Annotated in this window: 24 protein-coding genes, 4 tRNA genes and 1 other RNA gene; 10 read left to right on the forward strand and 19 right to left on the reverse strand. The window is 69.9% G+C overall.

Translation table 11 applies throughout. The features are described from left to right. Positions 1-240 precede the first annotated feature (240 nt). The 4 genes from ACFYXH_RS15765 to ACFYXH_RS15780 all read right to left on the reverse strand — a co-directional run bounded on the left by ACFYXH_RS15765 (position 241) and on the right by ACFYXH_RS15780 (position 2,315). Positions 241-627, reverse strand: coding sequence for a DUF5994 family protein (locus ACFYXH_RS15765; RefSeq protein WP_389562862.1), 387 nt, complete (start codon positions 625-627; stop codon positions 241-243). Between the two features lie 441 nt (positions 628-1,068). Next, entirely contained in the window at positions 1,069-1,425 is a 357-nt protein-coding gene (locus ACFYXH_RS15770; RefSeq protein WP_389562864.1) for a PRC-barrel domain-containing protein, read from the reverse strand. A gap of 311 nt (positions 1,426-1,736) precedes the next feature. Further along, positions 1,737-2,024: a hypothetical protein gene (locus ACFYXH_RS15775; protein WP_389562866.1), complete on the reverse strand. Its 288-nt coding sequence runs from the start codon at positions 2,022-2,024 to the stop codon at positions 1,737-1,739. An 18-nt stretch (positions 2,025-2,042) separates the two neighbouring features. After that, the gene (locus ACFYXH_RS15780) at positions 2,043-2,315 is read right to left on the reverse strand and encodes a hypothetical protein (RefSeq protein WP_389562868.1); all 273 of its coding nucleotides are present in this window, start codon (positions 2,313-2,315) and stop codon (positions 2,043-2,045) included. A 735-nt stretch (positions 2,316-3,050) separates the two neighbouring features. On the opposite strand from ACFYXH_RS15780, the gene ACFYXH_RS15785 reads away from it, so the two are divergent. Together ACFYXH_RS15785 and ACFYXH_RS15790 are read left to right on the forward strand one after the other, a co-directional pair. Continuing rightward, positions 3,051-3,269 carry a hypothetical protein gene (locus tag ACFYXH_RS15785; RefSeq protein ID WP_389562870.1) on the forward strand — a complete coding sequence of 73 codons (219 nt, stop codon included), beginning with the start codon at positions 3,051-3,053 and terminating at the stop codon, positions 3,267-3,269. 329 nt (positions 3,270-3,598) lie between these two features. Further along, the gene (locus ACFYXH_RS15790) at positions 3,599-3,736 is read left to right on the forward strand and encodes a hypothetical protein (protein WP_389562872.1); all 138 of its coding nucleotides are present in this window, start codon (positions 3,599-3,601) and stop codon (positions 3,734-3,736) included. An 83-nt stretch (positions 3,737-3,819) separates the two neighbouring features. Here ACFYXH_RS15790 and ACFYXH_RS15795 read toward each other — a convergent pair whose 3' ends face one another. Beyond that, a complete protein-coding gene (locus ACFYXH_RS15795; protein WP_389562873.1) occupies positions 3,820-4,317 on the reverse strand; it encodes a hypothetical protein in 498 nt (165 codons plus the stop codon). Positions 4,318-4,978: 661 nt separating this feature from the next. Beyond that, on the reverse strand, positions 4,979-5,587 hold the full coding sequence (locus ACFYXH_RS15800) for a TetR/AcrR family transcriptional regulator (protein WP_389562874.1): 609 nt from the start codon (positions 5,585-5,587) through the stop codon (positions 4,979-4,981). Positions 5,588-5,716: 129 nt separating this feature from the next. Here ACFYXH_RS15800 and ACFYXH_RS15805 point away from each other — a divergent pair, with 129 nt between their 5' ends. Further along, positions 5,717-6,478, forward strand: coding sequence for an SDR family NAD(P)-dependent oxidoreductase (locus ACFYXH_RS15805; protein ID WP_389562875.1), 762 nt, complete (start codon positions 5,717-5,719; stop codon positions 6,476-6,478). Positions 6,479-6,540: 62 nt separating this feature from the next. Here ACFYXH_RS15805 and ACFYXH_RS15810 read toward each other — a convergent pair whose 3' ends face one another. The 3 genes from ACFYXH_RS15810 to ACFYXH_RS15820 all read right to left on the reverse strand — a co-directional run bounded on the left by ACFYXH_RS15810 (position 6,541) and on the right by ACFYXH_RS15820 (position 8,630). Next, positions 6,541-7,005 carry a LysR substrate-binding domain-containing protein gene (locus ACFYXH_RS15810; RefSeq protein WP_389562877.1) on the reverse strand — a complete coding sequence of 155 codons (465 nt, stop codon included), beginning with the start codon at positions 7,003-7,005 and terminating at the stop codon, positions 6,541-6,543. Between the two features lie 371 nt (positions 7,006-7,376). Continuing rightward, entirely contained in the window at positions 7,377-7,859 is a 483-nt protein-coding gene (locus ACFYXH_RS15815) for a class I SAM-dependent methyltransferase (protein ID WP_389562879.1), read from the reverse strand. 588 nt (positions 7,860-8,447) lie between these two features. Next, a complete protein-coding gene (locus ACFYXH_RS15820; RefSeq protein ID WP_389562881.1) occupies positions 8,448-8,630 on the reverse strand; it encodes a hypothetical protein in 183 nt (60 codons plus the stop codon). 78 nt (positions 8,631-8,708) lie between these two features. On the opposite strand from ACFYXH_RS15820, the gene ACFYXH_RS15825 reads away from it, so the two are divergent. After that, complete coding sequence (locus ACFYXH_RS15825) at positions 8,709-9,062, forward strand: ankyrin repeat domain-containing protein (protein ID WP_389562883.1); 354 nt, start codon at positions 8,709-8,711, stop codon at positions 9,060-9,062. Positions 9,063-9,173: 111 nt separating this feature from the next. On the opposite strand, the gene ACFYXH_RS15830 is transcribed toward ACFYXH_RS15825, so the two are convergent. Together ACFYXH_RS15830 and ACFYXH_RS15835 are read right to left on the reverse strand one after the other, a co-directional pair. Beyond that, complete coding sequence (locus ACFYXH_RS15830) at positions 9,174-9,668, reverse strand: hypothetical protein (protein ID WP_389562884.1); 495 nt, start codon at positions 9,666-9,668, stop codon at positions 9,174-9,176. A 249-nt stretch (positions 9,669-9,917) separates the two neighbouring features. Continuing rightward, positions 9,918-10,005: transfer RNA gene (locus ACFYXH_RS15835), tRNA-Ser, on the reverse strand. A gap of 72 nt (positions 10,006-10,077) precedes the next feature. Here ACFYXH_RS15835 and ffs point away from each other — a divergent pair. The 6 genes from ffs to ACFYXH_RS15865 all read left to right on the forward strand — a co-directional run bounded on the left by ffs (position 10,078) and on the right by ACFYXH_RS15865 (position 18,394). Beyond that, positions 10,078-10,176, forward strand: an RNA gene (gene ffs, locus ACFYXH_RS15840) — signal recognition particle sRNA small type. Positions 10,177-10,298: 122 nt separating this feature from the next. Then, complete coding sequence (locus tag ACFYXH_RS15845; protein WP_389562886.1) at positions 10,299-12,497, forward strand: DNA polymerase III subunit gamma and tau; 2,199 nt, start codon at positions 10,299-10,301, stop codon at positions 12,495-12,497. 60 nt (positions 12,498-12,557) lie between these two features. Next, positions 12,558-13,808 carry a phosphoribosylamine--glycine ligase gene (purD, locus tag ACFYXH_RS15850; RefSeq protein ID WP_389562888.1) on the forward strand — a complete coding sequence of 417 codons (1,251 nt, stop codon included), beginning with the start codon at positions 12,558-12,560 and terminating at the stop codon, positions 13,806-13,808. A gap of 211 nt (positions 13,809-14,019) precedes the next feature. Next, positions 14,020-15,660: a hypothetical protein gene (locus tag ACFYXH_RS15855; protein WP_389562889.1), complete on the forward strand. Its 1,641-nt coding sequence runs from the start codon at positions 14,020-14,022 to the stop codon at positions 15,658-15,660. A gap of 236 nt (positions 15,661-15,896) precedes the next feature. Beyond that, positions 15,897-17,357, forward strand: a complete 1,461-nt coding sequence (locus tag ACFYXH_RS15860) for a N,N-dimethylformamidase beta subunit family domain-containing protein (RefSeq protein WP_389562891.1) — start codon at positions 15,897-15,899, stop codon at positions 17,355-17,357. Between the two features lie 137 nt (positions 17,358-17,494). Then, positions 17,495-18,394 (forward strand): phosphoribosylaminoimidazolesuccinocarboxamide synthase, encoded by a 900-nt coding sequence (locus tag ACFYXH_RS15865; protein ID WP_327324620.1) that lies wholly within the window; start codon positions 17,495-17,497, stop codon positions 18,392-18,394. A gap of 76 nt (positions 18,395-18,470) precedes the next feature. Here the strand turns inward: ACFYXH_RS15865 and ACFYXH_RS15870 are convergent. From ACFYXH_RS15870 to ACFYXH_RS15905, 8 genes are all read right to left on the reverse strand, one after another. After that, positions 18,471-18,543, reverse strand: a tRNA-Gly gene (locus ACFYXH_RS15870). 21 nt (positions 18,544-18,564) lie between these two features. Beyond that, positions 18,565-19,173, reverse strand: coding sequence for a response regulator (locus ACFYXH_RS15875; RefSeq protein WP_389562894.1), 609 nt, complete (start codon positions 19,171-19,173; stop codon positions 18,565-18,567). After that, the gene (locus ACFYXH_RS15880) at positions 19,170-20,396 is read right to left on the reverse strand and encodes a sensor histidine kinase (RefSeq protein ID WP_389562896.1); all 1,227 of its coding nucleotides are present in this window, start codon (positions 20,394-20,396) and stop codon (positions 19,170-19,172) included. The genes ACFYXH_RS15875 and ACFYXH_RS15880 overlap by 4 nt, the downstream gene beginning before the upstream one ends. Positions 20,397-20,410: 14 nt before the next feature. Then, entirely contained in the window at positions 20,411-21,175 is a 765-nt protein-coding gene (locus ACFYXH_RS15885) for an ABC transporter permease (protein ID WP_389562898.1), read from the reverse strand. Between the two features lies 1 nt (position 21,176). After that, positions 21,177-22,094: an ABC transporter ATP-binding protein gene (locus tag ACFYXH_RS15890; RefSeq protein ID WP_389562900.1), complete on the reverse strand. Its 918-nt coding sequence runs from the start codon at positions 22,092-22,094 to the stop codon at positions 21,177-21,179. 133 nt (positions 22,095-22,227) lie between these two features. Next, positions 22,228-22,300: transfer RNA gene (locus ACFYXH_RS15895), tRNA-Gly, on the reverse strand. Between the two features lie 80 nt (positions 22,301-22,380). Next, positions 22,381-22,452, reverse strand: a tRNA-Gly gene (locus ACFYXH_RS15900). 100 nt (positions 22,453-22,552) lie between these two features. Beyond that, positions 22,553-22,888: an Lsr2 family protein gene (locus tag ACFYXH_RS15905; protein ID WP_327324615.1), complete on the reverse strand. Its 336-nt coding sequence runs from the start codon at positions 22,886-22,888 to the stop codon at positions 22,553-22,555. Positions 22,889-22,907 lie beyond the last annotated feature (19 nt).

Here is a 22,907-nt window from a genome sequence, read left to right on the forward strand (position 1 = left end):
GGTGTCGCATGGTGACACCGGTTCAACCAGTGTCGACGGGAGAGCAGGTGCGGTATGCGTGCGGTGCGGATCGAGGAGTTCGGAGGGCCTGAGGTTCTGGTCCCGGTCGAGGTGCCCGACCCGGTGGCAGGTCCGGGCGAGGTGCTGGTGCGGGTCGCGGCGGCCGGTGTGAACCGTGCGGACGCGCTCATCCCTGCCGGTTCGTATCACCGTGCGGGCCGCCCGCCGCTGATCCTGGGACTACGCGGGGGTGATGCCGGTGACGGTGAGGATCTGCTCCGCCGATCTGCAGTTGCTGTCCAGTACGGCCATGGCCATCGCGGCGCGTGCGGCCGATGCGGGAGCCTGTGGCGGGATCACCAGGAAGGAGAAGTGGTCCTGAGGCCCGCGAGTGATGATCATTGTGCTGTCGTCGACGGCCGACCAGTCGATATGGACCGTGCGGCCGTCGATGGTCAGGTGGCCGGGAGCGTGGTTCCAGGCGCTCGCGTCCAGGCCGACGCTTGCGATGGGGCCCAGTCGGGCGGTCAGGGCGGTGATCAGGCCGGGCAGTTGGGTTTCGATGTCACGGGAGCTCGGCCACCACGCGCCGTCGAACAACCCCACACGGCTGGAGGTCGTCTCCATCCTCAGCACAGCCGCGCCGGGAACTATCGGCTGATCGCTTGTGTCCTCGAGGAGCAGGAGAGGAGTCGGGAAGCTGGAATCGCAAGTCATGAGACGCCGCCAGTGGCACTCGAAGCCGCGTGTCCGCGGGACGTGGGTGGAACTGCCGTGGGCCGAGTGGTACCTGAGCAACGACTTCTTGCGCAGCTGAACCTGAGGCCGGGCGGGCTGCTGGCCGGCGCGAGCATGAGTCGGAGTGGCAGCGAAGAGGTCCGGTCTTCGACCGCGGGCGTATGCAACATGGTCGCGGTCATGACGCGGACCCTGCCCCGGCCCGATCGAAACCGGCCCGGTGTCGTGAATCGCCGAAAATGACACGAGCATTGGAAGCTGGTGCGCGAAGACTTCTCGGCATTGCCAGGGTACTCCCGGCCGGAGTCCGCCGTACTGAGCGTCGGGGGGTCAGCGGCGCGCAAGTTGCCGTTCGCCGTTGGCGCCCGGCTGGTAGGTCATGCCGTAGTGCTGGAAGATCGCTTCCTCCTGCCCGGCGGGCAGTACGTCGTCCGTGCCGATCGAAGGGGCCTTCCTCACCAGTCCTTTGGCGTAGGAGACCTTGAGGTATCCCGGTCCGAGGATGGCCTTGTCGAGGGGGACGAAGACCAGGCGCTGGCGACCGAGCAGCCCGGTCCGGACGGTGGCCACGGCCGGTTCGTCGGTGGTGGTGTCCACATAGACCGCTTCGAGCACGCCGATCTTGCGCTGTTTCTCGTCGACGACATCGTGGTCGCGCCACTCGCGGATGTCGGCTGCCTGGATCATGCCCTCTCCCTCCTGAACGGGACACCCGGTCGGTGCGAGCCACCTGAGCGGATCACCAGTCGGTGCGAGCCGTCCCACGGAATGTCGCGGCCGAGCACCTGGATCGGTGGCCCTCCACTTTTCCAGCCTGCCCCCGCGGGCCCCTGACGCCACGCTCACTCACCCAGTCGGATCCGCGCCCGCCCCGCAGGCGAGCCCTGGCATCTGCTGCGGTGTCGCACCGACGACCTGGGCAACGACCCCGGCGTATACACGCCGGGGTCGCCCTTCCGGGCGGTTGCACGTGAGAGTGCACCAACCCACAGTCGATTTTACTGCCCGCTGTCTCGTCCCTGCTCTTCTTCCATGGCCTCCATGCGCCGAATTCCTTCGTGTGTCAGCGTGACCATGGAGGGCGTGTTGCCTGTGGCCCAGTCGACCACGATCAGCTCCTCGCCCACCAGATAGGTGCAGGCGGCAGCCAGATCCTCTTCGCGGATCCCGAGATCGTGAACCAGTTGCGCCCCGGTGACACCCAGGAGGCGGTTGCCTTCAGTGGCCTCGTACAGAGCCTGCATGATCTTCTCGCGGTACGCCTTCCGCTCGGTCAGAGATGCCATGACTGCCACCTGGTCTCCTCAGACCTCGTCCTTGTGCGGGCGGTCACTCGCCGCTGACTTGCTGGTCACCAGCCATGGCGGGGTCGAATCGGCGGGCTCGGGGGTGTGCGTGGTGTCCACGGTGATGTGGAGCCGGGTCCCGCCGTCGCGGCCGGCGGGGTAGCTGCGCTGTTCGGTGGAGGTGAAGAAGTGCCGGAGAACCTCTGCGACCCGGCGGGCGGCTTCGGGGGACGTGGCGACAATACGAACCTCGGCGAGCCCTGCCCCGGGGACTGGTTGCGCAGATTTCATGATGGCCTCGCTGTCCGGCGAATGGTGTGCCCAGTGGTGTGAGGCGAAGGCGTAGAACGGCATGCGCGGGCGCGCTCGAAATGGCCCCGGTGTCTTCACACTACTCCGGCGCGAACAGGGGCCCTGGCTCACATCCGCTCGATGTCCCGGCCCCGGCTCCCGATTTCACAGTCCGAGTGGTCCCGAACCGCCGGTTCTGAATCAAAATTTTTCGGCGATGGTTCGGTTTCTTGTGGTGCGTTTTCGGTGTGACGGAGTTATTTCCTCTGCACTGTCCACCGCAAGGGAGGCGGCGTGTGCTCCAGGGAACCTGGTCGCTAAATGCCGTTTTCGTTTCACCTATACATCGATAAGTGGAAGATGTAGACATCTCATGCCATCTCGTCTTGCTGGGTGTGCGTCGAACCGTAAATGTAGATATGCCCTGTCGGGGTCGTGTGCAGGGCTTTTATGTGAGTGTTGACCGTAGATTCCGTGTGATGGGGTTCGTCACCAACCGGCAGGCAAAACTGCACTTCAAGCATGTTGTGGTGACGAAGTGTGTGCACCGAAAAGAACCGGGAGGTAAGTTGCCCGGCGGTCCCTTGGCGTGATTGCATCCTGCGAGTACGGGAGTCGTAATTATTGGTGCCCGGTTGGGTGTCAGGCGACCGTTGAACCGGCCGGATTTGTTTTGCCATAAACCCGGCCGACACCAGTTCAGGAACCCCAGAGAATTGAAAGGAAGGGAAAGTCATGCGCAAGGACTTCACCCCTCAGGTTGAGACCGTCGAGATTTCCGACAGCGAGCTGGACAACATTTCCGGTGGTGTCGCCAGCGCCGGTGCCGATGTCGCCGGTAACGGTGCCTCCGTGGGCATCGGCGACGTAGTCGGGACTGCCCAGTCCCTCGCGCCCGCCCTGCCCGTTTCGCAGCTCTCCGGTCTCGTCTCGGTGCAGACCACCGGCATCTGACGGCGACATTTTGCGGCAACGTCTTATGGCCAGGAGTATTACTCGACCCACCGGTGCATCTGAATACCAGTAGGTTGGCCAGGACCCCGGAGCCTCCAGTTCCGGGGTTCATGCAGATGCGGCGCGCGGTCTCGGCCGCGGCGCTCGGACTGGCGGGCCTGCTCGATCGGGCCCTCGCTCCACGCCCTTAGCGCCTCAGCCTCCATCGGCTGCCCGATCCTGGGCCTTCTCCTGGTCTGCTTCGCCGGAACGGCGGCTGCGACGTTGCCGGCACTCTTCCCCACCCGGCTGCGCTACGGGGCGCTCGCCTCAGCATTCTGATGCACGGCATGTCGGCCCGGTACTTCGCCGACCGCTACGGGAACTGGTACGACGCTGCGAAGGTCGCCACCGCGGACCTGCGCGAGGCCCAGGGCGCGCCGGAAGGCTTCGGGAAACAGCACAGCGGCCCGCGACGCCTGCGCTGAACCGGGCGTGCCGACGGCGCGGCCTCACTCGCCGTCAAGGTCCGCCCATTGCCACCTCTCGACCGCGGATGCGGTGTGTGGCATCAGTACCGCAATGCGTTGCGGACCTCGGCGGTAACCGTGCCGGTCAGTTCCCGGTTGCTCCGGGCGGTGGCGTGGTCCGTAGCGCCCGCGGCGACGTCGGGGACCTCGAGGACGACCACGTCGAGCAGGTTGCCCGACTGGTCCTTGAAGTTGACCACGAGGGTGTAGCGCCTGGGCTTCGAGTCGTGGTTGGTGACGTTCACCGGCACCTCTGCCCGGCCGTTGGAGCCGGTCGCGACGCTGCCGAGGGTGACGTCCGCCTTGGCGTCCAATCCGCCCTTCACCTTCGCCAAAGCGGCCGACGCCTTTGCCTCGGCTGCAGCGACCGCAGCAGCCGCCGCCGAGGAAGCGAGTCCGGACGCCTTCGACTTCACCGCAGAGGCCGCCGAGGACGCGGGGGAGGTTGAGGGCTCGTCCGACGAGCAGCCAGTCAGTCCGGCCCAGCCGAGCATGACGGCCACCCAAGCAGCAGCGCATCGGTTGACCTGGCGTTCCATGGCTTCTCCCGGCTCGACGGTAATTCCGTCCAGCGTCGGCCGTGCCGGCCCGCCGCACCAGCCACGCGCAGCACCCGGGTGACGTCGACAGACAGTCGCAGGGCACGGAGGCGATGCCGGCTGGGCGAGATGCCGTGGCGCCTCGCCCATCACGAAGGGGCTGACGAGATTCGATCACCGCGCCCCGCGTCCGCACCTGGCGGGCTGAGCGACTGGCATCCACACGGGCCACCACGACCGGCAGCGGTCGTCGTGGGACTCATCCGCGCTCAGTTCACCCGCCGGGCCCCCTTTCTCTGACGGTTGGTGTCCGCGCTCACCGACGATCCGTGGTTCTGCGGAGAACGGTCAGCGGGGTCATGGATGGCCCTCTGGGTCGGCGGCGAGAGCCAGCGGCGGACCGGTGAGGGATCCCACAAGCGGGCCACCCGCTGGCGCGTGGACGACAGGGGGGTTATCGTCGAGAGGGAGAACGACCGGTCTTCCTACCTGTTGGGGAATGGCTTCTCGGCCTTCCGGGTGGGACTGCCTCCGGGCAGAGATCTGCTGGTGGGCCCCGGTGCACGTCGAAGAGAGATCAAAAAGTTCTATGAAAGCAAACCGCGCCCCGGCCTGGCCGGGGCCTCGCAGAGGGCCGCTGTTTCGCGCGGCCCCGATGGGGTCAGCCGTCCGATCGGATGAGCCGGACCGCGTTCTGCAGGGTCCTGTAGGCGGCCGTCGAGTCGTCCAGGTAGCCGGCGGCCATCGCGCCGTCGTACAGCATCAGCAGCGCACCGGCGGCCGACTCCGCATCGGCATGGCCGAGCCGGGTGAGCAGATCCTGGAAGAGGGTGCGGATCCAGTCCCGGTGGGACGTCACCAGGCCACGGACAGGATGGTCGGCGTCGGGGTACTCGGCGGCCGCGTTCATGAACGGCGATCCGCGAAAGCCGCGCTCGCGGGCGTGCTCGGCGATGGCCTCGAAGATCAGGTCGATCGCTTCCGCGGGCGGGTGCGCGGCGGCCAGTGGTTCGGCCACCGCCTTGTAGTAGGCGTCCTTGGTCAGCAGGTAGGCCACGACCAGGTCGTCCTTGGAGGCGAAGTGCCGGTAGAAGGTCGCCTTCGTCACCCCGGCCTCGGCGATCAGCCGCTCCACGCCGATCGCGCGGACGCCCTCGTAGTAGAACAGCCGCGACGCGGCCCGGACCAGGCGTTCGCGAGGCGGTAGTTGTCCCTCGGTCTTGGTCTCTCGACGCGTGCTGTCGGTGGTCTTCTGCCCAGTGCTGCTCACTTCCCCATTGTGCCCTCGGCCCCGCCTTGAGCGGCCTCTACCCCCGTACGGCCCCTACCCATAGGGCCGTCACCTCCCTATCCCGTACGGCGCGCAGCAGCGTGGCCGTTCATCGAAAGGCTTGAACCCATGACTCGTCGTCTTGAAGGAACCGTCGCTCTGGTCACCGGAGCATCCAGCGGTATCGGCCACGCCACCGCGTTGGAGCTTGCCCGCGAGGGCGCCTCCGTGGCCCTGGTCGGCCGGCGCGAGGACCGGCTCACCGACCTTGCCGCGGAAATCACCGGCGCCGGTGGAAAGGCCCTGGTCGTGCCCGCCGACATCACCACCGCCCAGGCCGCTGCGGAAGCGGTCGAGCGGACCGTCGAGGGCCTGGGCCGTCTGGACACGCTGGTCAACAATGCCGGCCTCATGCTGCTCGGGCCCGCCCCCGGTGCGGACCTGAACGACTGGCGGCGCATGATCGACATCAACCTCATGGGCCTGATGTACACCGCCCACGCGGCCGTGCCCCACCTGGTCAAGGCCGCCGCCGAGGAGCCGCGTCAGGTCGCCGACATCGTCAACATCGGCTCGCTCGCCGGCCGCAACGCCTACGCCATGTCCGCCGTGTACAGCGCCACCAAGTTCGGCGTCGGTGCCTTCAGCGAAGCGCTGCGTCAGGAACTGGCGCGCCAGCACGTCCGCGTGTCCGTCATCGAGCCGGGCAGCGTCGACACCGAACTGCGCACGCACAACCCCGACGTCATCCAGCAGCACATCGTCGCCGCCCTGGGCGACATCGAGCGGCTGCAGAGCCAGGACATCGCCGACACCGTCGGCTACATCGTCACCCGCCCCCGGCACGTGGCCGTCGCCGAACTGCTCGTACGCCCCACCGAGCAGGCCTGACCACCGAGCCCGCGGCCAACTCCGCGGCGAGAAAGGAGCCATGATGGCGGCCCACACCCCTCTCACACCAGCAGACACCATCGTCCGTGTCCTGCCTGCTGCCGGCCACCGCCATCGCGCTCGGAGGCTGCCTGGAGCAATTGGCACAGGTAGCTGGGCAGGACGCTCCAGCCGGCGCCGGCGGTGACGGCGGTGACGGCGGTGACGGCGGTGAAGACGCGGCGCAGGTCGGGGACGGTGATCGCGGCCTGGGCGTGCAGGCGGCGGTCGAAGACGTGGGGCCAGTAGCGGCGGACGATGGGCAGGTCCTCGGCATAGGTGATCAGTGGGAAGCTCTCCAGGGCGGTGCGCAGGTCCTGCCCCTTGAGCCGTTCGGCACATGCGGGGGCGGCGATCAGGACGAATTCCTCGTCGGCGAGGAGTTCGGCGTGCGCTGTCCGGCCGCAGGGCCGCTGGGTGGCGACGACGAGGTGGTGGCGTCCGGCCCGCAGTTTTTCGAGCAGCGGTTCGGTCAGTCCGATGGCCACCGCAGCCGGACGCCTTGCGCGCCCAGCGGGGCCGGCACCTTGAGGCCGGCCACGCCTCATGCACTCGGCGGGTCCCGCCGGATGCACCGGTGCCACGGTGCTACTCGGGTCCTCGCCGGTGATGGCGGCCAACTGGTCGAGGGTGCCGACAGCCGGGTGGCGAGTTCGTCCGCGTGGGGCAGCGGCGTGGGGCAGCGGGGTGACGCCTTGCGCCCGGCGTTCGAACCCCGTGTCCACCAAGGCCGTCAGCGACCTGATTCTCGGTGCCTTGGCTGAGACCGAGTAACCAGACCGAGTAAGGCCGAGCTCTCCCTCGACTCAGCTGAACCACCCCGTGTCCCAGAGAGCGTCGACCATGACGGAAGAGGGGGTTATGGGCGGGGTCTGCGGGCGTGGAGGACGAAGGCCGGGGGTGTATTGCGCCATATGGTGCGGCTGGGGACGACTTCTTCGAAGCGGTTGGCCAGCAGCTCGCGGAACCGACGGGCGGGGGTGAGGGGAACGGCGTGGAGGTAGGTGAACGCGGTGAAGGCACCCGCCGGGGCGAGCACTGCGGCTGCCGCGTTCATGAGCTGGTGTTGGGTGGCGGAGGGAAAGAGTGCCCAGGGCAGGCCGCTGACCACCACGTCGGCGCTCTCGATGCCGCGCTCATCCAGCAGGTGGCGCAGGTGCACGGCGTCGCGCTGGATCACCTCCGCCTCCGGGTGGCGGTGGCGCAGGCGCTGGGCGAGGAGTGGATCGATCTCGACGGCCAGGTGGCGGCCGCGGCCGCCGAGCCGGCGCTGGATCTCGGCGGTGAACGGTCCGGTGCCGGCACCCAGTTCCACCACGACGGGCTCGCCGCGTTCGGGCACCGGGGCGCAGACCGCCTCGGCCTAGGTGCCGCGAGCTGGGGGCGATGGCTCCCATGCGGGCCGGTTCGCGCACCCACTGCCGCAGGAACAGGGCGTAGTCGTTCGGCTCCTGCGAAGGCTTGCAGAGACGGCAGCGCTGGGCTGTGCGGTGCGCGGTGCTGGTGGTCATGTCGATGCCCTTGTCGGGGGGTGCGGGTGGTCGATCGTGTCGGCGTGAACGGGCAATGCGTGGTGGGGTCCCGTTGGTGACCCACTGGCAGTTCTCTGCCCGGAGGCAGTCCCGCCCCGGAAGGCCGAGAGGCCATTCCCCAAGGGGTAGGAAGACCGGTCGTTCTCCCTCTCGACGATAACCCCCCTGGCGTCCACGCGCCAGCGGGTGGCCCGCTTGTGGGATCCCTCACCGCTCGTTGGCCCAGAGGGATCGGAAGGAACGCATGTCTGGTCCACCCCGGCGCCACTGGAGCATGGCGACGCACTCCGATCGCGCCGATGCACACCTACGCCCCGGGTGGTGAGTCAGGACCACACCAACACCTCTGCGCCGGACCCGTACGGATCGCGCACCGGACAGTGCCGAATCAACGCAGGTCAGGCGAGAGTGGCCGCGGACGTGCGCCCGGCAAGGTGGGAGAAGGACGGCATCCCAAGATCGACGACCTGTCGGCTGCGGGCCTCTTCGGCGTCGAGCTGGGCGAGCTTGTCCTGGGCGCCGGCGAGGCCGACTTCGAGTCCTTCGATCTCGCCCGGCCAGGCACTCGACCAGTACCGCAATCAGTGTCGCCCTGAGTTCATGGCCGAGTACCGCTACCCGGCAATGCGCCTGGTTGCACAGCTGATTGGACCAACTCCATGACCGACTCTGAGCCTCGCTACGAGCTGTCTCCTCTCCGCCGTGCGGTAGAGGCTGACGATCTGGCCGAGCTGACACGCCTCCTGGACCAGGGGCAAGATCCCAATGAGCTGGATGAGTTCAGTGGCTGGACGCCTCTGCTGCGGGCCATCGATGGTGAGGCCGACGGTGCCATTCAGACCGGCGACCCCTTGGACGCCGCCTGTACTGCGGTCTTGCTCGCCTACGGGGCAGATCCCGAGCGTCCGTCAAGGGACGGGCTAACGCCACTCCACCTCGCCTTCCAAGTGCGGCATGAGCTGGCTGTGCGACTGCTCGAAGCCCACATTGCCCTTCGTCGTCCGATGCGATGACGGCCACGAATGAGAGGTCGGTGGAGTCTCAATGGGCGAGTCAACCCCCTCAGCGATCTTGAAACCCGTCGTGGCCTCGCTGGCACCAACCCGACCCTCGGGACGTGATCGTCAGAAGGTTCCGAAAAAACGATGCCACCAGCTGGGCCGCTGAACGTGCCAGGGCAGCTGGCTCGGTCCGTCGTAGTCGCGCTCCAGCAGCTCCTCGGGAACCACTGCATACCCGAGGTCGACCAACGCTCGATCGACCTTGGTGAGATCGGCAGCATCCAGCTCGCCCTCAGCCTGGGCATCCGCCGTACTGAAGAAGGCCCCTGGGTTCTCAGCGCAGACCAGAGCCAGGGAGCCGAACTTACTCACACAGACGACGATCCGGGTCCCGCACATGGTTGCCGCCGCGGGCACGACGACACGTCCGTACTCGCTGGAGTCCTGGGCGTCCTGCTCGGCAGTACAGCGAGCTGCGAAGTCACCTTCGAGCCGGGCCACCAGGCCGCCGAATGGGATCGCGGTCTCGCTGCGGTTGTAGTGCTGCGGCCACTCCAGCCACTCCGGATTATCGAGCTCACGCAGCAGCGCCAGCAGATCCGCTTCGCTCTCCGTCACTCGCTCATCTTGGCGCGAAGGCTGCACTTGGATCTACACGGGGCCTGCAAGCGCGCCCCTCTGTGTGCTCGCTCTAGCCGCGCGGCCGGCGAAGCCGGGCCGGAGCGGTGGCGAAGACATGGAGCGTCGGTCCGGCGACATGCTCTGGGAACCGCCGAAGACCAACTGAGACGGAAACTGAGACGGGCAACGCCGAAGGGCCCCACCGCGAACGGTGGGGCCCTTCAACGTATTGCCCGGTGAGAGCAATGGCGGAGGATACGAGATTCGAACTCGTGAGGGGTTGCCCCCAACACGCTTTCCAAGCGTGCGCCCTAGGCCACTAGGCGAATCCTCCGCGGCAAACAATACAAGACGTTGAGGAGTGCTAGCGAACTCGTTCCCACCCCCCGCGATCAGGTACCCTGTGCGGAGCCCCTCACGTGGCGCTATCTGACTGAACTCCCCCAGGGCCGGAAGGCAGCAAGGGTAGGTCGGCTCTGGCGGGTGCGTGGGGGGCGCTTGCGTTTGCGGGCGCTGCCCGTCCGACGGTCCCGCCTCCAGGCCCGCGACGCGGATGCGGATGCGGGCCGGTCGCCCAGCGCCGTCGGGCGGCGCCGCTTGTCAGTGGGCCCCGATAACCTCGTAGGCGTGTCGTCCCTTGCGCTGTACCGCCGCTATCGCCCCGAGTCGTTCGCCGAGGTCATCGGGCAGGAGCATGTCACTGACCCGCTGCAGCAGGCCCTGCGGAACAACCGGGTCAATCACGCGTACCTGTTCAGCGGGCCGCGCGGATGCGGAAAGACGACCAGTGCGCGCATCCTCGCCCGCTGTCTGAACTGCGCCCAGGGGCCCACGCCGACGCCGTGCGGCGAGTGCCAGTCCTGCCAGGACCTCGCCAGGAACGGGCCGGGGTCGATCGATGTCATCGAGATCGACGCCGCGTCGCACGGTGGTGTCGACGATGCGCGTGATCTTCGGGAGAAGGCCTTCTTCGGGCCGGCGAGCAGCCGGTACAAGATCTACATCATCGACGAGGCGCACATGGTCACCCCGCAGGGCTTCAACGCTCTGCTGAAGGTGGTCGAGGAGCCGCCGGAGCACCTCAAGTTCATCTTCGCGACCACCGAGCCCGAGAAGGTCATCGGGACGATCCGGTCGCGTACGCACCACTATCCGTTCCGGCTGGTGCCTCCGGGGACGCTGCGCGAGTACCTCGGCGAGGTGTGCGGCAAGGAGAACATCCCGGTGGCGGACGGCGTGCTGCCGCTCGTCGTGCGGGCCGGCGGCGGGTCGGTGCGTGACTCGATGTCCGTGATGGACCAGCTGCTGGCGGGCGCGACCGAGGTAGGTGTGACGTATGCCATGGCCACCTCCCTTCTCGGGTACACGGACGGGTCGTTGCTCGACTCGATCGTGGATGCCTTTGCGGCGGGCGACGGGGCCGCGGCTTTCGAGGTCGTGGACCGGGTCATCGAGGGCGGCAACGACCCGCGGCGCTTTGTTGCCGATCTGCTGGAGCGGCTGCGGGACCTGGTGATCCTGGCCGCCGTGCCGGACGCGGGGGACAAGGGCCTGATCGACGCACCGGCCGACGTGGTCGAGCGTATGCAGGCGCAGGCGTCCGTCTTCGGTGCGGCCGAGCTGAGCCGCGCCGCCGATCTGGTCAACACCGGGCTCACGGAGATGCGCGGCGCCACCTCGCCGCGGCTGCAGCTCGAGCTGATCTGTGCGCGGGTGCTGCTGCCCGCCGCCTTCGACGACGAGCGGTCGATGCAGGCGCGGCTGGACCGGCTGGAGCGGGGTGCGACGTTCTCGACCGGGGGCTCCGGGCCCGCGATGGGGTACGTGCCGGGGCCGGAGGCCCAGGCGCACGCCCCCGTGCCGCCGGTCCCCCAGGGAGGCGGGCCGGCCGCCGCCCGGGCGGCGGCTCGGGGCGGAGGTGCGCCCACACCCGCTCCTGTTCCTGCCGCGCCCACTCCGGCACCCGCACCCGCACCTGCTCCCGCGCCTGCGCCCGCTCCCGAGGCGGTGGCTCCCCCGGCGGAGCAGCCACAGCCGGCCGGGTCGCGCCCGGGGGCCTGGCCCGCCGCGGCCGCGGCGGAGTCGGGGCGGCGTCCCGGTGGCTGGCCCACGGCATCGGCCCCGGGACAGGGCGGCCAGCCCGCGGCACCCGCGCCCGCAGCCCCCGCTCCCGCGTCGGCCGCGTCCGCCCCCGCCGCGCCGAGCGCCGGCATGGTGCAGGGCGCTGTACAGGTGCGGAACATGTGGCCGGACATCCTGGAGGCCGTGAAGAACCGCCGCCGCTTCACCTGGATCCTGCTCAGTCAGAACGCCCAGGTCGCAGGCTTCGACGGCACCACTCTCCAGCTCGGCTTCATCAACGCCGGCGCTCGGGACAACTTCGCGAGCAGTGGCAGCGAGGAGGTGCTGAAGCAGGCGCTCTCCGAGCAGTTCAATGTGCAGTGGAAGGTCGAGGCGATCATCGATCCCTCGGGCGGTGCGGGCGGTGCCGGCGGCGCAGGCGGTCCCGGCGGTGGTGCCCAGCCCCCGTCCGGCGGTGGCGGCTTCGGTGGTGGATTCGGCGGCGGTCGTGCCCCGGCCCCGCAGCCCCCCGCAGCCCCCGCGCCCCGCCCCGCCCCGGCGGCTCCCCACTCCGGATCAGGCCCGCAGACCTCCGCGCCGGAGCCCCCGCGCGCGGCCCAGGCGCACACCCCGCCCCCGGTCGCTCCCGAGGACGACGTACCGGAAGAGGACGATCCCGACCTCGTCGACTCCGCGCTCTCCGGCCACGACCTGATCGTGCGCGAGCTCGGTGCCACGGTCGTGGAGGAATATACGAACGAGTAGGGGGCGGGTCCTCGGAGGCCCGTACAGGACCAGCCGCCCCCGGCGGTTAGGCTGGCTGCCGTGAAGGTCCTCGTCATCGGCGGCGGCGCCCGCGAACACGCCCTGTGCCGCTCTCTCTCCCTCGACCCCGACGTCACCGCTCTGCACTGCGCGCCCGGAAACGCCGGCATCGGCGAGGTCGCCGAGCTGCACCCGGTCGACGCGCTGGACGGCGCGGCCGTGGCGCGGCTCGCCACCGAGCTGGCGGCCGAGCTCGTCGTCGTCGGCCCCGAGGCGCCGCTCGTCGCCGGGGTCGCCGACGCCGTACGGTCCGCGGGCATCCCGTGCTTCGGCCCCTCCCGGGAGGCCGCCGAGCTGGAGGGCTCCAAGGCCTTCGCCAAGGACGTGATGGCGGCGGCCGGAGTGCCCACGGCCCGCAGTTATCTCTGTACGACTCCCGAGGAGATCGACCAGGCCCTGGACGCCTTCGGCGCTCCGTACGTCGTCAAGGACGACGGCCTGGCCGCCGGCAAGGGCGTCGTCGTCACCGACGACCTCGCCGCCGCCCGCGAGCACGCGCTGGCCTGCGACCGAGTCGTCATCGAGGAGTTCCTCGACGGCCCCGAGGTCTCCCTCTTCGCCATCACCGACGGCCAGACCGTCGTCCCGCTGACGCCCGCCCAGGACTTCAAGCGCGCCCTCGACGGCGACGAAGGCCCCAACACCGGCGGCATGGGTGCGTACTCCCCGCTCCCGTGGGCCGACCCCAAGCTGGTCGACGAGGTCATGGCCACCGTCCTCCAGCCGACCGTCGACGAGCTGCACCGCCGTGGCACGCCCTTCTCCGGGCTGCTGTACGCGGGCCTCGCGATCACCTCGCGCGGCGTACGGGTCATCGAGTTCAATGCCCGTTTCGGCGACCCGGAGACCCAGGTGGTCCTGGCCCGCCTCGCGACGCCGCTCGCGAGCGTCCTGCTCAACGCGGCCCAGGGCACCCTCGACCTCGAGCCGCCGCTGCGGTGGCGCGAGGACGCGGCAGTGACCGTGGTCGTCGCCTCCCACAACTACCCGGACACCCCGCGCACCGGCGACCCGATCGAGGGCCTGGACGAGGTCGCGGCCGAGGATGCCCCCCATGCGTATGTCCTGCACGCCGGGACCAGGCACGAAGGCGACGCGGTCGTGAGCGCCGGTGGCCGGGTACTTTCGGTAACCGCGACCGGCAAGGACCTGGCGCAGGCCCGCGAACGCGCGTACAAGGCGGTGGCCCGGATCCGCCTGGACGGTTCGCAGCACCGTACGGACATCGCACGCAAAGCCGCCGGGGAGTGAACCTCTAGGGCCCGGAGCCCGTCATCACCTTTGCCCAAAGCCATTCCATCGAGTGACGGGTGACCCATCCGGATGACGCCCGCCGAAGCCCCAACTAGGGTGCGGCGCAGGCGTTCCGGCACTTGGCCCACCGGCATTGCGATGTCAGTGGTGGGTGCCACAGTGGGGGAGTGAGCAGCACCGTCGCAGGGCAGAGGGGGTGAGTCCGGCCGTGTCGGGTTCCGGTATCGGTGAGTCCATGGGCGCGCAGGCCGCGCGGTCCCGGGCTCTCGCCGTGCTGCGCATACGTAGCCGGGCGCTGGCCGTGGCGCTGCTGCCCGCGGCCGTCGCCGTCGTGCTGCTGGCAGGCGGTACCACTGACCATATGGACGGCGGTAGTTGGAACGCGGCGCGCTGGAGTGTGACCTTCTGCGCGGTGATCGTGCTGCTGGTCGCCGCGGCGGTCGCGACCGTGATCGTTCGGGCCAGTCCGGCACTCAGCCCGACCGTGGAGCTCTCGGAGCGGGCCGCCCCTGATCTGTACCGGCTGGTGCGGGACGTGGCAGAGCGCCTCGAGGTGCCCGCGCCGTCCGCGCTCGCGCTCACACCCGACTGCGACAGCTGGCTCGAGGACCGTACGCACCCGGCCCATGCGATCCGGGGGATCCAGGGCGGGCGCAGACGCCGGACGGCCGAGGCGCCCGTGCTGGTGATCGGCTCGCCGTTCCTGTGGTGGATGCGGGTCGCGGAGCTGCGGGCGGTGCTGGCGCCGGTCGTGGCCGGGACCGCGCCCTCCGCGCACCCGGACATAGCCGCGGCGCGCCGTTTCGTACGGGGACTGGACGCGGCGGTCGCGGTTGCCGCGAGCCCCGGCCGGGGGGCGATACCCAGGCTCGCGCTCGGCTTTGTCGGCCGGATCGCCCGGCTGCTGCTGCGCAGCTGCCAGCTGCATGTCGGTGAGATGGAGCGCGGGGTCGCGGCCGATGCCTCCGAGCGTGCACAGGCTGTGGACTACGGTCTGCGGATCGTCGCCCAGGAGCAGGTCGGCCTCGCCTACGCAGGGTGGGACCGGCTGCTCACCCGGGTCGCGCTGCCCGCCTGGCGTATGGGCCGCTGGCCCTCCCGTCTGGACGCGGGCGTCGTCTCGGCCCTCACCGAGCTCTCCCGCCGCGACCGCCTCGCCGAGGGCTTCGCCTCCCGGCTGGGCGAGCGCCCCGCCTGCGACCTGCTCGAGGAGCCGGGCGCGGTCGACGAGGCGGCTTCGCTGCTGGCGGCCCGCCTCTTCCACGGCGGCCCGGCCGAGGCAGGTCCCGACTGGTCCCCGGTGGACTGGCAGCAGTATCCGGAAGAGGTCGTCGACCGGAAGTGGCGTACGGAGGCGGCCCGGCTCCACCGGGTGCTCGACGGCCTGGGCGTGCCTCCGTCGACCGGCCCCGACGGCCCGACGCTCGCGCGGGTGATGAATCACCTGTCGGCGCGGGGCACCGCCATCGGCGACACCCTGGCGGCGGGGATCAGTGCGGAGGTCGCCCGCGAGGAGGAGGCGGCGCCGGTCCCGCAGAGCCCGGCAGACGCCGTCAACGGCTGGGGTGCGGACCCGCTGCCCTTGTTCCCGCTGCAGCCGCCGCGTACCGGCCGCGAGCTGCTCGCCGACCATGTCACGGCGATGGTCTGCTGCGCCGCGGTCGACACCGCGGGCGCCGCCCCCGGCCTCGACTGGCTCGACGGCCCGGCCCTTCTGATCAACGGCGAACGCCGCGCAGACCTGGGCAGCCGCGTCCTGAGCCTGATCGAGGACGGCGACGCGGCCCCACTGCGCGGCTGGCTGACCACGCTGGGCATCCGCCCTGAGAAGCCGGTCCGCCTGGTGTAGGCGCGCATCTGCCCACTCACCGGCCTCCGAGAGCCGGTCGAGCCACGCTCCCAAACCGGTCGAGCCACCCTTCCGAAACCGGTGAGCCACGCTCCCGCACGACGGAACGGCACGTTCCGTTCACGCCAATTCGCGACGAACGGTGACGGAGTGCGTGCGTTATGTGATGTGCTGGAGACCGGCGCTGAACAGTCGGCGCATCACAGTGGTCCCGGGGCATCGAGGGAGGGCGCAGCATGGGGGCGGAGCAGATCCGGCGATGGGAATCAGGCGCCCTGGCCCACGCGGTCACGGATCCCTTCGGGCAGGGCCCGCTCCCGTGGCTGCGCGGCAGCGAGCACTACTTCGACGACACCGGCCAGGTCGTCCCCTGGTACGCCGACCCCACCCTGGCCAGAGGCCGCTCCGGCGGGCCCCGTTCCGCCGACGACGTACGCCGCCAGATCAAGGGCTTCGCGTCCACCGGCGCGGCCGCACCCGGTGAGTCGATCGACTTCCACATCACCGTGGACCCGCCCCAGCAGTTCTCCGTCGACATCTACCGCATCGGGCACTACGCGGGCGACGGCGCCGCCAAGATCACCACCAGCCCGCGCCTCTCCGGGATCGTCCAGCCGCCCCCGCTCGCCGCCGACCGCACGGTCTCCTGCCACCACTGGTGGCTCTCCTGGCGGTTGCAGATCCCCTCCTACTGGTCGATCGGTGCCTACGTCGCCGTCCTCACCACCGGCGACGGCTACCGCTCCCACATTCCCTTCACGGTCCGCGACGACCGCCCCGCCGACCTCCTCCTGCTCCTCCCGGACATCACCTGGCAGGCGTACAACCTCTATCCGGAGGACGGTCGTACCGGCGCCAGCCTCTACCACGCCTGGGACGAGAAGGGCCGGCTCCTCGGCGAGGAGGACGCCGCCATCACGGTCTCCTTCGACCGTCCGTACGCAGGCGCCGGCCTCCCCCTCCACGTGGGTCACGCCTACGACTTCATCCGCTGGGCCGAGCGCTACGGCTACGACCTCGCCTACGCCGACACCCGCGACCTCCACGCCGGCCGGGTCGACCCCTCCCGCTACCGCGGACTGGTCTTCCCCGGCCACGACGAGTACTGGTCGGCGCCCATGCGCCGCACCGTCGAGCTCGCCCGCGACCAAGGCACCTCGCTCGTCTTCCTCTCCGCCAACACCATGTACTGGCAGGTCGAGCTCGGGCCCGCGCCTTCTGGCGTACCCGACCGTCTCCTCACCTGCCGCAAGCGCCGCTGCCCCGGCAAGCCCGCACTCTGGCGCGAGATCGACCGGGCCGAGCAGCAGCTGCTGGGCATCCAGTACGCGGGACGGGTCCCCGAGCCGCATCCCTTGGTCGTACGGAACGCGGACCACTGGCTCTGGGAGGCGACCGGCGCCGGCGAGGGTGACGAGCTCGCCGGACTGGTCGCGGGCGAGGCCGACCGCTACTTCCCGCGCACCGCGCTCCCCGAGCATCAGGGCCGGATCCTGCTCGCCCACTCCCCGTACCAGGACAGCGAGGACGCCACCCGCCACCAGGAGACGTCCCTCTACCGGGCCCCTTCCGGCGCCCTGGTCTTCGCGTCCGGCACCTTCGCCTGGTCCCCGGCGCTGGACCGGCCCGGCCATGTCGACACCCGCGTCCAGCGGGCGACCGCCAATCTGCTCGACCGCATCTGCAAACGCGACTAGAGGCGCCGAGGGCCCCCTGGCCGGGCCCGCACTTCCCGCGTACGGGACAATCGGACGCGTTGGCCCACCCGTCTCCCACCACCGCCCTACTTGTGCCCCTTCGGGGCGCCCCTCTTGTTCCACCACGGGGAGGAACCGTGTCCGGATTCGTCGAAAAGCCCGAGCCGCTACAGGTGCCGGGCCTGGTACATCTGCATACCGGCAAGGTGCGCGATCTGTATCAGAACGAGGCGGGCGACCTCGTGATGGTCGCCAGCGACCGCATGTCCGCGTACGACTGGGTGCTGCCCACCGAGATCCCCGACAAGGGACGGGTGCTCACCCAGCTCTCGCTCTGGTGGTTCGAGCGTCTCGAGAGCCTCGTACCGAACCACGTCATCTCCACCGAGCTGCCCGCCGGCGCCCCTGCCGACTGGGCCGGCCGCACGCTTGTCTGCAAGTCCCTGCGGATGGTCCCGGTCGAGTGTGTCGCCCGCGGCTATCTCACCGGGTCGGGTCTCGTCGAGTACGAGGAGTCCCGCACCGTCTGCGGTCTCGCGCTGCCCGAGGGCCTCAGCGACGGCTCCGAGCTCCCGGCCCCGATCTTCACGCCCGCCACCAAGGCGGCCGTCGGTGACCACGACGAGAACGTCAGCTACGAGGAAGTCGCCCGCCAGGTCGGCGCGGACACCGCTGCCCAGCTGCGCCGGACGACCCTCGCCGTCTACAGCCGGGCCCGTGACATCGCCCGCGAGCGCGGCATCATCCTCGCGGACACCAAGTTCGAGTTCGGCTTCGAGGGCGACGAGCTCGTCATCGCCGACGAGGTGCTGACCCCGGACTCCTCGCGCTTCTGGCCGGCCGCCACCTGGGAGCCGGGCCGCGCCCAGCCGTCGTACGACAAGCAGTACGTCCGAGACTGGCTGACCTCGCCCGCCTCCGGCTGGGACAGGAAGAGCGAGCAGCCGCCCCCGGCCCTCCCGCAGGAGATCGTCGACGCGACCCGCGGCAAGTACATCGAGGCGTACGAGCTGCTGACCGGCACCCCCTGGCAGTAGCGGCGCACGAAGAAGTACGCGAGAAGGGGCACGCACGAAGAAGGCCCCGGTCACCAGGACCGGGGCCTTCAATCTGAGCGGACGACCAGGTTCGAACTGGCGACCTCAACCTTGGCAAGGTTGCGCTCTACCAACTGAGCTACGTCCGCATGCGCCGTGCGCGGAGACCACTATACCCAACCTCGCTCACGTGCGAGACGCACCGCCGCGTGCCGATTTTCGGCCCCCAGTTTGGAGGCGGCGGAAGAGAGGTAGTTCCGCACGGTCCCCTGGGACAGTGAGGCCCGCTCCGCGATCTCCGCGATCGGTGCCCCGTCCGCCGCCAGTTCCAGCACCTCCGCCTCGCGGGCGGTCAGCGGCGAGTCGCCCGCGGAGATCGCGTCAGCCGCCAACTCCGGGTCCACATAACGGTTTCCGGCGTGCACGGTACGGATGATCTCCGCCAGCCGCTGGGCGCTGACCGTCTTCGGGACAAAGCCCCGGACGCCCGCAGCCAGCGCTCTCTTCAGGTGCCCGGGCCGCCCGTGGCTGGTCACGATCATCGTCCGGCATTCGGGCAGTTCGGCCCGCAGGGATGTGGCCACGCTCACACCGTCCGGGGCCGGCATCTGAAGATCGAGGACTGCGACGTCGGGCCGGTGCGCCCGCGCCATGGCAAGGGCCTCGGTGCCCGAGGCCGCCTCGGCGACCACCACGAGATCGTCCTCGAGCGCGAGCAGCGCGGCCAGCGCGCCGCGGATCAGATGCTCGTCATCGGCGAGCAGTACCCGTACGGTCACACCGCCTCCTCCATGTCCTGTCCGGTCTGCTGTCCCAGCGGAACGCGGGCCGTCAGACGGAACCGCCCGCCCCCCGCCGGTCCCGCCTCCAGCGTGCCGTCCACGGCGGACAGCCGCTCGCGCAGGCCCGCCAGGCCCGAGCCCGGGGTGCCGTCTGCCGCCTCGGCCGCCCCGTCGTTCTCGACGACCAGCACCACGGTGTCGTCCGCGGTGCGCAGCGATATCGTGCAGCGCCGCGCGTCCCCGTGGCGCAGGACGTTCGTCGTGGCCTCCCGGACCACCCAGCCCAGCGCCGACTGGACGCCGACCGGCAGCTCCGCGTCCCCGGACCGGACCGTGCAGGTGATCCCGGCCGCCGCCAAGACGCCCCACGCACCCTCCAGTTCCACGCTCAGGTCCGCCTCCCGGTAGCCGCGCACCACGTCCCGTACCTCTCGCTGCGACTCCTGGGCGATGCGCTGCACCTCGGTCATCTGGTCGACCGCCTCCGGCCGCCCGCGCCGCGCCAGCTGCACCGCCAGCTCGCTCTTCAGCGCGATCACGGCGAGATTCCGGCCCATCACGTCGTGCAGATCGCGGCCGAAGCGCAGCCGCTCCTCCGCGACCGCAAGCCGCGCCTGTACGTCACGCGCCTCCCGCAGCTCCCACATCACCGCCAGCACCCACATGGACCAGCGGGCCGTGAAGGCCATCCACCCGTTCACGAAGCCGGCAGCCACGACGGTGGACAGCACCTCATCGGCCGTGCGGCCGGTCAGCGAAACCATCCCGTACACCACGACCAGCACCACGAGCTGGATCAGGGCCGTGGTCCGGTTGCTTACGAGCAGACTGTGGACGGCCAGGAACGGTGCCAGCGCCGCCGCCAGCATCGTCGGCAGCAGCCCGGTCAGATCGGCCGTCGCCGCCAGCACCACCACGGCGGCCGTCGTCGCGGCCGTCGCCGCCGCTGCCCACGAGACCAGTCTCCGGGGCACCTGTCCCTGCCCCAGATAGGCGTCCATGGCGTGCCGGGCCAGCCGTCCGCAGAACACCCCTTCCACGACGCTGAGCAGCGAGGCGCTCACGACCAGCACCTGCTGCCCACCCTCGTGGACCGGCCGGGCCTGCAGCAGCAACGTCAGCCCGAGGACCCCCACCCACACGATCAGATAGACCGTGCCGCGGGTGTACAGGTCCACCTTCGCCAGTCCGCTGCGGCTGCTCCAGCCCTTCACCCGCACAGAAACTCCCGAAGTCAGCGGCGGGGTTCCCAACGGAACCACCGCTGCACAGCAAACACCGAGAGCACGGTCCAGGCCAGAGCCGTCACCGCGGCTCCGATCACGTCATGGGCGTCGGCTCCGCCCAGCCATCCGGCCCGTACGAGCGTCATCACCCCGGTCAGGGGCAGCAGTTCGCAGATCGACGCGAGCCTCTCCGGCAGCACCTCCAGGGGTACGGTGAGACCGGAGCCCGCCATCGAGATCATGAACATCGGCATGGTGGTGATCTGTGCGCTCTCCACGGTCCGGGTCACCGCGGACGTCACCGCCGCCAGTGCGGTCAGCAGCACGATCCCCAAGACCACGCCCAGCATGAGCAGTTCGGGCCGCTCCGGCGCCCCCAGGTGCAGGAGCGCGACCCCCGCCACCACCAGCAGGACGCACTGCGCGAGGGCGAGACCGGCGGCGGGCAGTGCCGTCCCGACGAGGATCTCGCGGTCCGGCACCTCCCCCGTACGCAGCCGCTTGAGCACCAGCTCCTCGCGCCGGGTCACATAGGCCGAGACGAGGTTGAGATGGACGACAAGGATCAGCACCATGCCGATCGCGCCGGTCATCGCCGCCTCGGCGGCGCTCATCCCGGCCTGGTCGGGATCGATCTGGTCCAGCGACGACTTCACCGCCACCACCATCGCCCCGGGCATCAGCAGCGCCACGCAGAGTGCGGTCCGGTTGCGCAGGAGAAGAGTCAGTTCGGCCCGCCCGAGAGCGGTCAGCCGTCCGGCCGTCGCAGTCATGTCACACACCCGCCGTCTGAGTCTGCGCGATGTCGAGGAAGGCCTCTTCGAGCGAGGCCGAGCGGGCGTCGAGCTCTTCCAGCCGTACGTCCGACTCCTTTGCCCACAGCAGCAGTTCACCGAGGGACTGCTGCAGCTGGTGCGTACGGATCTCGATCCGCCGTCCGTCCGCGGCGGCCCGCAGCGAGAGCGGCAGCTGTGCCGGCGTCACCTCCTTGGGCAGTGCGAACCGGATGCGGGACGGCCGGGCGGCCGTCACCTCGGCCGGGCTCCCCGCGGTCACGATCCGTCCCCGGTGCATGATCGCCAGCCGGTCGGCCAGCGACTCGGCCTCCTCCAGGTAGTGCGTCGTCAGCAGCACGGTGGTGCCACCGTTCCGCAGCGCCCGCACCAACTCCCAGGTGCCATGCCGCCCTTCCACGTCAAGACCGGTCGTCGGCTCGTCGAGGAAGAGCACCTCCGGCCGCCCGAGCACCGACAGCGCCAGGTCCAGCCGCCGCCGCTCGCCGCCCGACAGCTGCTTGACCCGCACGTCGGCGCGCCCTTCGAGCCCCACCAGCTCCAGCGCCTCACCGATGGGCCGTGCCCCGCTGGTGCAGCCCGCCCACATGCGGGCGGTCTCGGCGGCCGTCAGGTCGGAGGGGAAGCCGCCCTCCTGGAGCATCACGCCTGTCCGCGGCCGGACGGCGGCGCGCTCGCGGTACGGATCGTGGCCGAGGACGCGTACGGTCCCGCCGTCGGGGGCGGCGAGGCCTTCGAGCAGCTCGACCGTCGAGGTCTTGCCCGCGCCGTTGGTCCCGAGCAGGGCGAAGATCTCGCCGCGCGCCACGGAGAAGGAGATTCCGGTCACCGCTTCGAAGCCGCCGGAGTAGGTCCGGCGCAGCCCTTCCGCCTCGATGACGTACTGGTCTGTGGTCATGGCTCAAGGCTTCCGCCGAGCGTGAGCGACGGGCAGTGCGCGCTGTCATCACTGCCGATGACAAATGTCATCGGACCCGGGCCGTACGGATACGACGAAGGCCCCGGTCGATTCGACCGGGGCCTTCACTCTGAGCGGACGACGAGATTCGAACTCGCGACCCTCACCTTGGCAAGGTGATGCTCTACCAACTGAGCCACGTCCGCATTGCTGCCGCTCAGCTCTCACTGGGCGGTGCGATCACCACTCTACCTGATCCACCTGGATGGCCGGTAAAGCGATGCAGAGCGGGTGACAGGAATTGCACACTGCGCCTTCCCCCTGGAAGGGGGATGTTCTACTACTGAACTACACCCGCACGCTGCGTGAGGTCGGGCCTTGCGGCCTCGCCCCTCGGCGTGCTCCAGACTCTAGCCGAACAGCAGGGGTGCAGTGCAACTCGGATCCGCGGGCGCCCCTCAACTGGCCTCGCGGAAGGCCTCGTAGACCCTCTTGGGGATCCGGCCGCGAGCGGGCACGTCCATCTTGTTGGACTGCGCCCAGGCCCGCACGGCCGCCGGTGCGGGCGCGAGCGAGGTGTGCCGGTAGGAGATGCGGGACTTGTCACGCTTCCCGGCGTTTGTCTGCTTTCGGCCGGCCGCCATGTACGGGGCCAGGGCCTTGCGCAGTTTCTTTGCATTGGAGGGATTGAGGTCGATCTCGTACGACTTCCCGTCCAGGGCGAACGCGACCGTTTCCGCCGCTTCTCCGCCGTCCATGTCGTCGGAGAGCGTGACCACTACTCGCTGAGCCACGGATATCGGTCCTTTCCTG

The organism is Streptomyces sp. NPDC002730 (assembly GCF_042888805.1).
Classification (GTDB): Bacteria; Actinomycetota; Actinomycetes; order Streptomycetales; family Streptomycetaceae; genus Streptomyces.

Excerpts from the sequence above, each read along its gene's own strand:
- ACFYXH_RS15765 (WP_389562862.1), bottom strand. The coding sequence starts at position 627 with ATGGAGACGACCTCCAGCCGTGTGGGGTTGTTCGACGGCGCGTGGTGG.
- ACFYXH_RS15770 (WP_389562864.1), bottom strand. The coding sequence starts at position 1,425 with ATGATCCAGGCAGCCGACATCCGCGAGTGGCGCGACCACGATGTCGTC.
- ACFYXH_RS15775 (WP_389562866.1), bottom strand. The coding sequence starts at position 2,024 with ATGGCATCTCTGACCGAGCGGAAGGCGTACCGCGAGAAGATCATGCAG.
- ACFYXH_RS15780 (WP_389562868.1), bottom strand. The coding sequence starts at position 2,315 with ATGAAATCTGCGCAACCAGTCCCCGGGGCAGGGCTCGCCGAGGTTCGT.
- ACFYXH_RS15785 (WP_389562870.1), top strand. The coding sequence starts at position 3,051 with ATGCGCAAGGACTTCACCCCTCAGGTTGAGACCGTCGAGATTTCCGAC.
- ACFYXH_RS15790 (WP_389562872.1), top strand. The coding sequence starts at position 3,599 with ATGTCGGCCCGGTACTTCGCCGACCGCTACGGGAACTGGTACGACGCT.
- ACFYXH_RS15795 (WP_389562873.1), bottom strand. The coding sequence starts at position 4,317 with ATGGAACGCCAGGTCAACCGATGCGCTGCTGCTTGGGTGGCCGTCATG.
- ACFYXH_RS15805 (WP_389562875.1), top strand. The coding sequence starts at position 5,717 with ATGACTCGTCGTCTTGAAGGAACCGTCGCTCTGGTCACCGGAGCATCC.
- ACFYXH_RS15825 (WP_389562883.1), top strand. The coding sequence starts at position 8,709 with ATGACCGACTCTGAGCCTCGCTACGAGCTGTCTCCTCTCCGCCGTGCG.
- ACFYXH_RS15860 (WP_389562891.1), top strand. The coding sequence starts at position 15,897 with ATGGGGGCGGAGCAGATCCGGCGATGGGAATCAGGCGCCCTGGCCCAC.
- ACFYXH_RS15885 (WP_389562898.1), bottom strand. The coding sequence starts at position 21,175 with ATGACTGCGACGGCCGGACGGCTGACCGCTCTCGGGCGGGCCGAACTG.
- ACFYXH_RS15890 (WP_389562900.1), bottom strand. The coding sequence starts at position 22,094 with ATGACCACAGACCAGTACGTCATCGAGGCGGAAGGGCTGCGCCGGACC.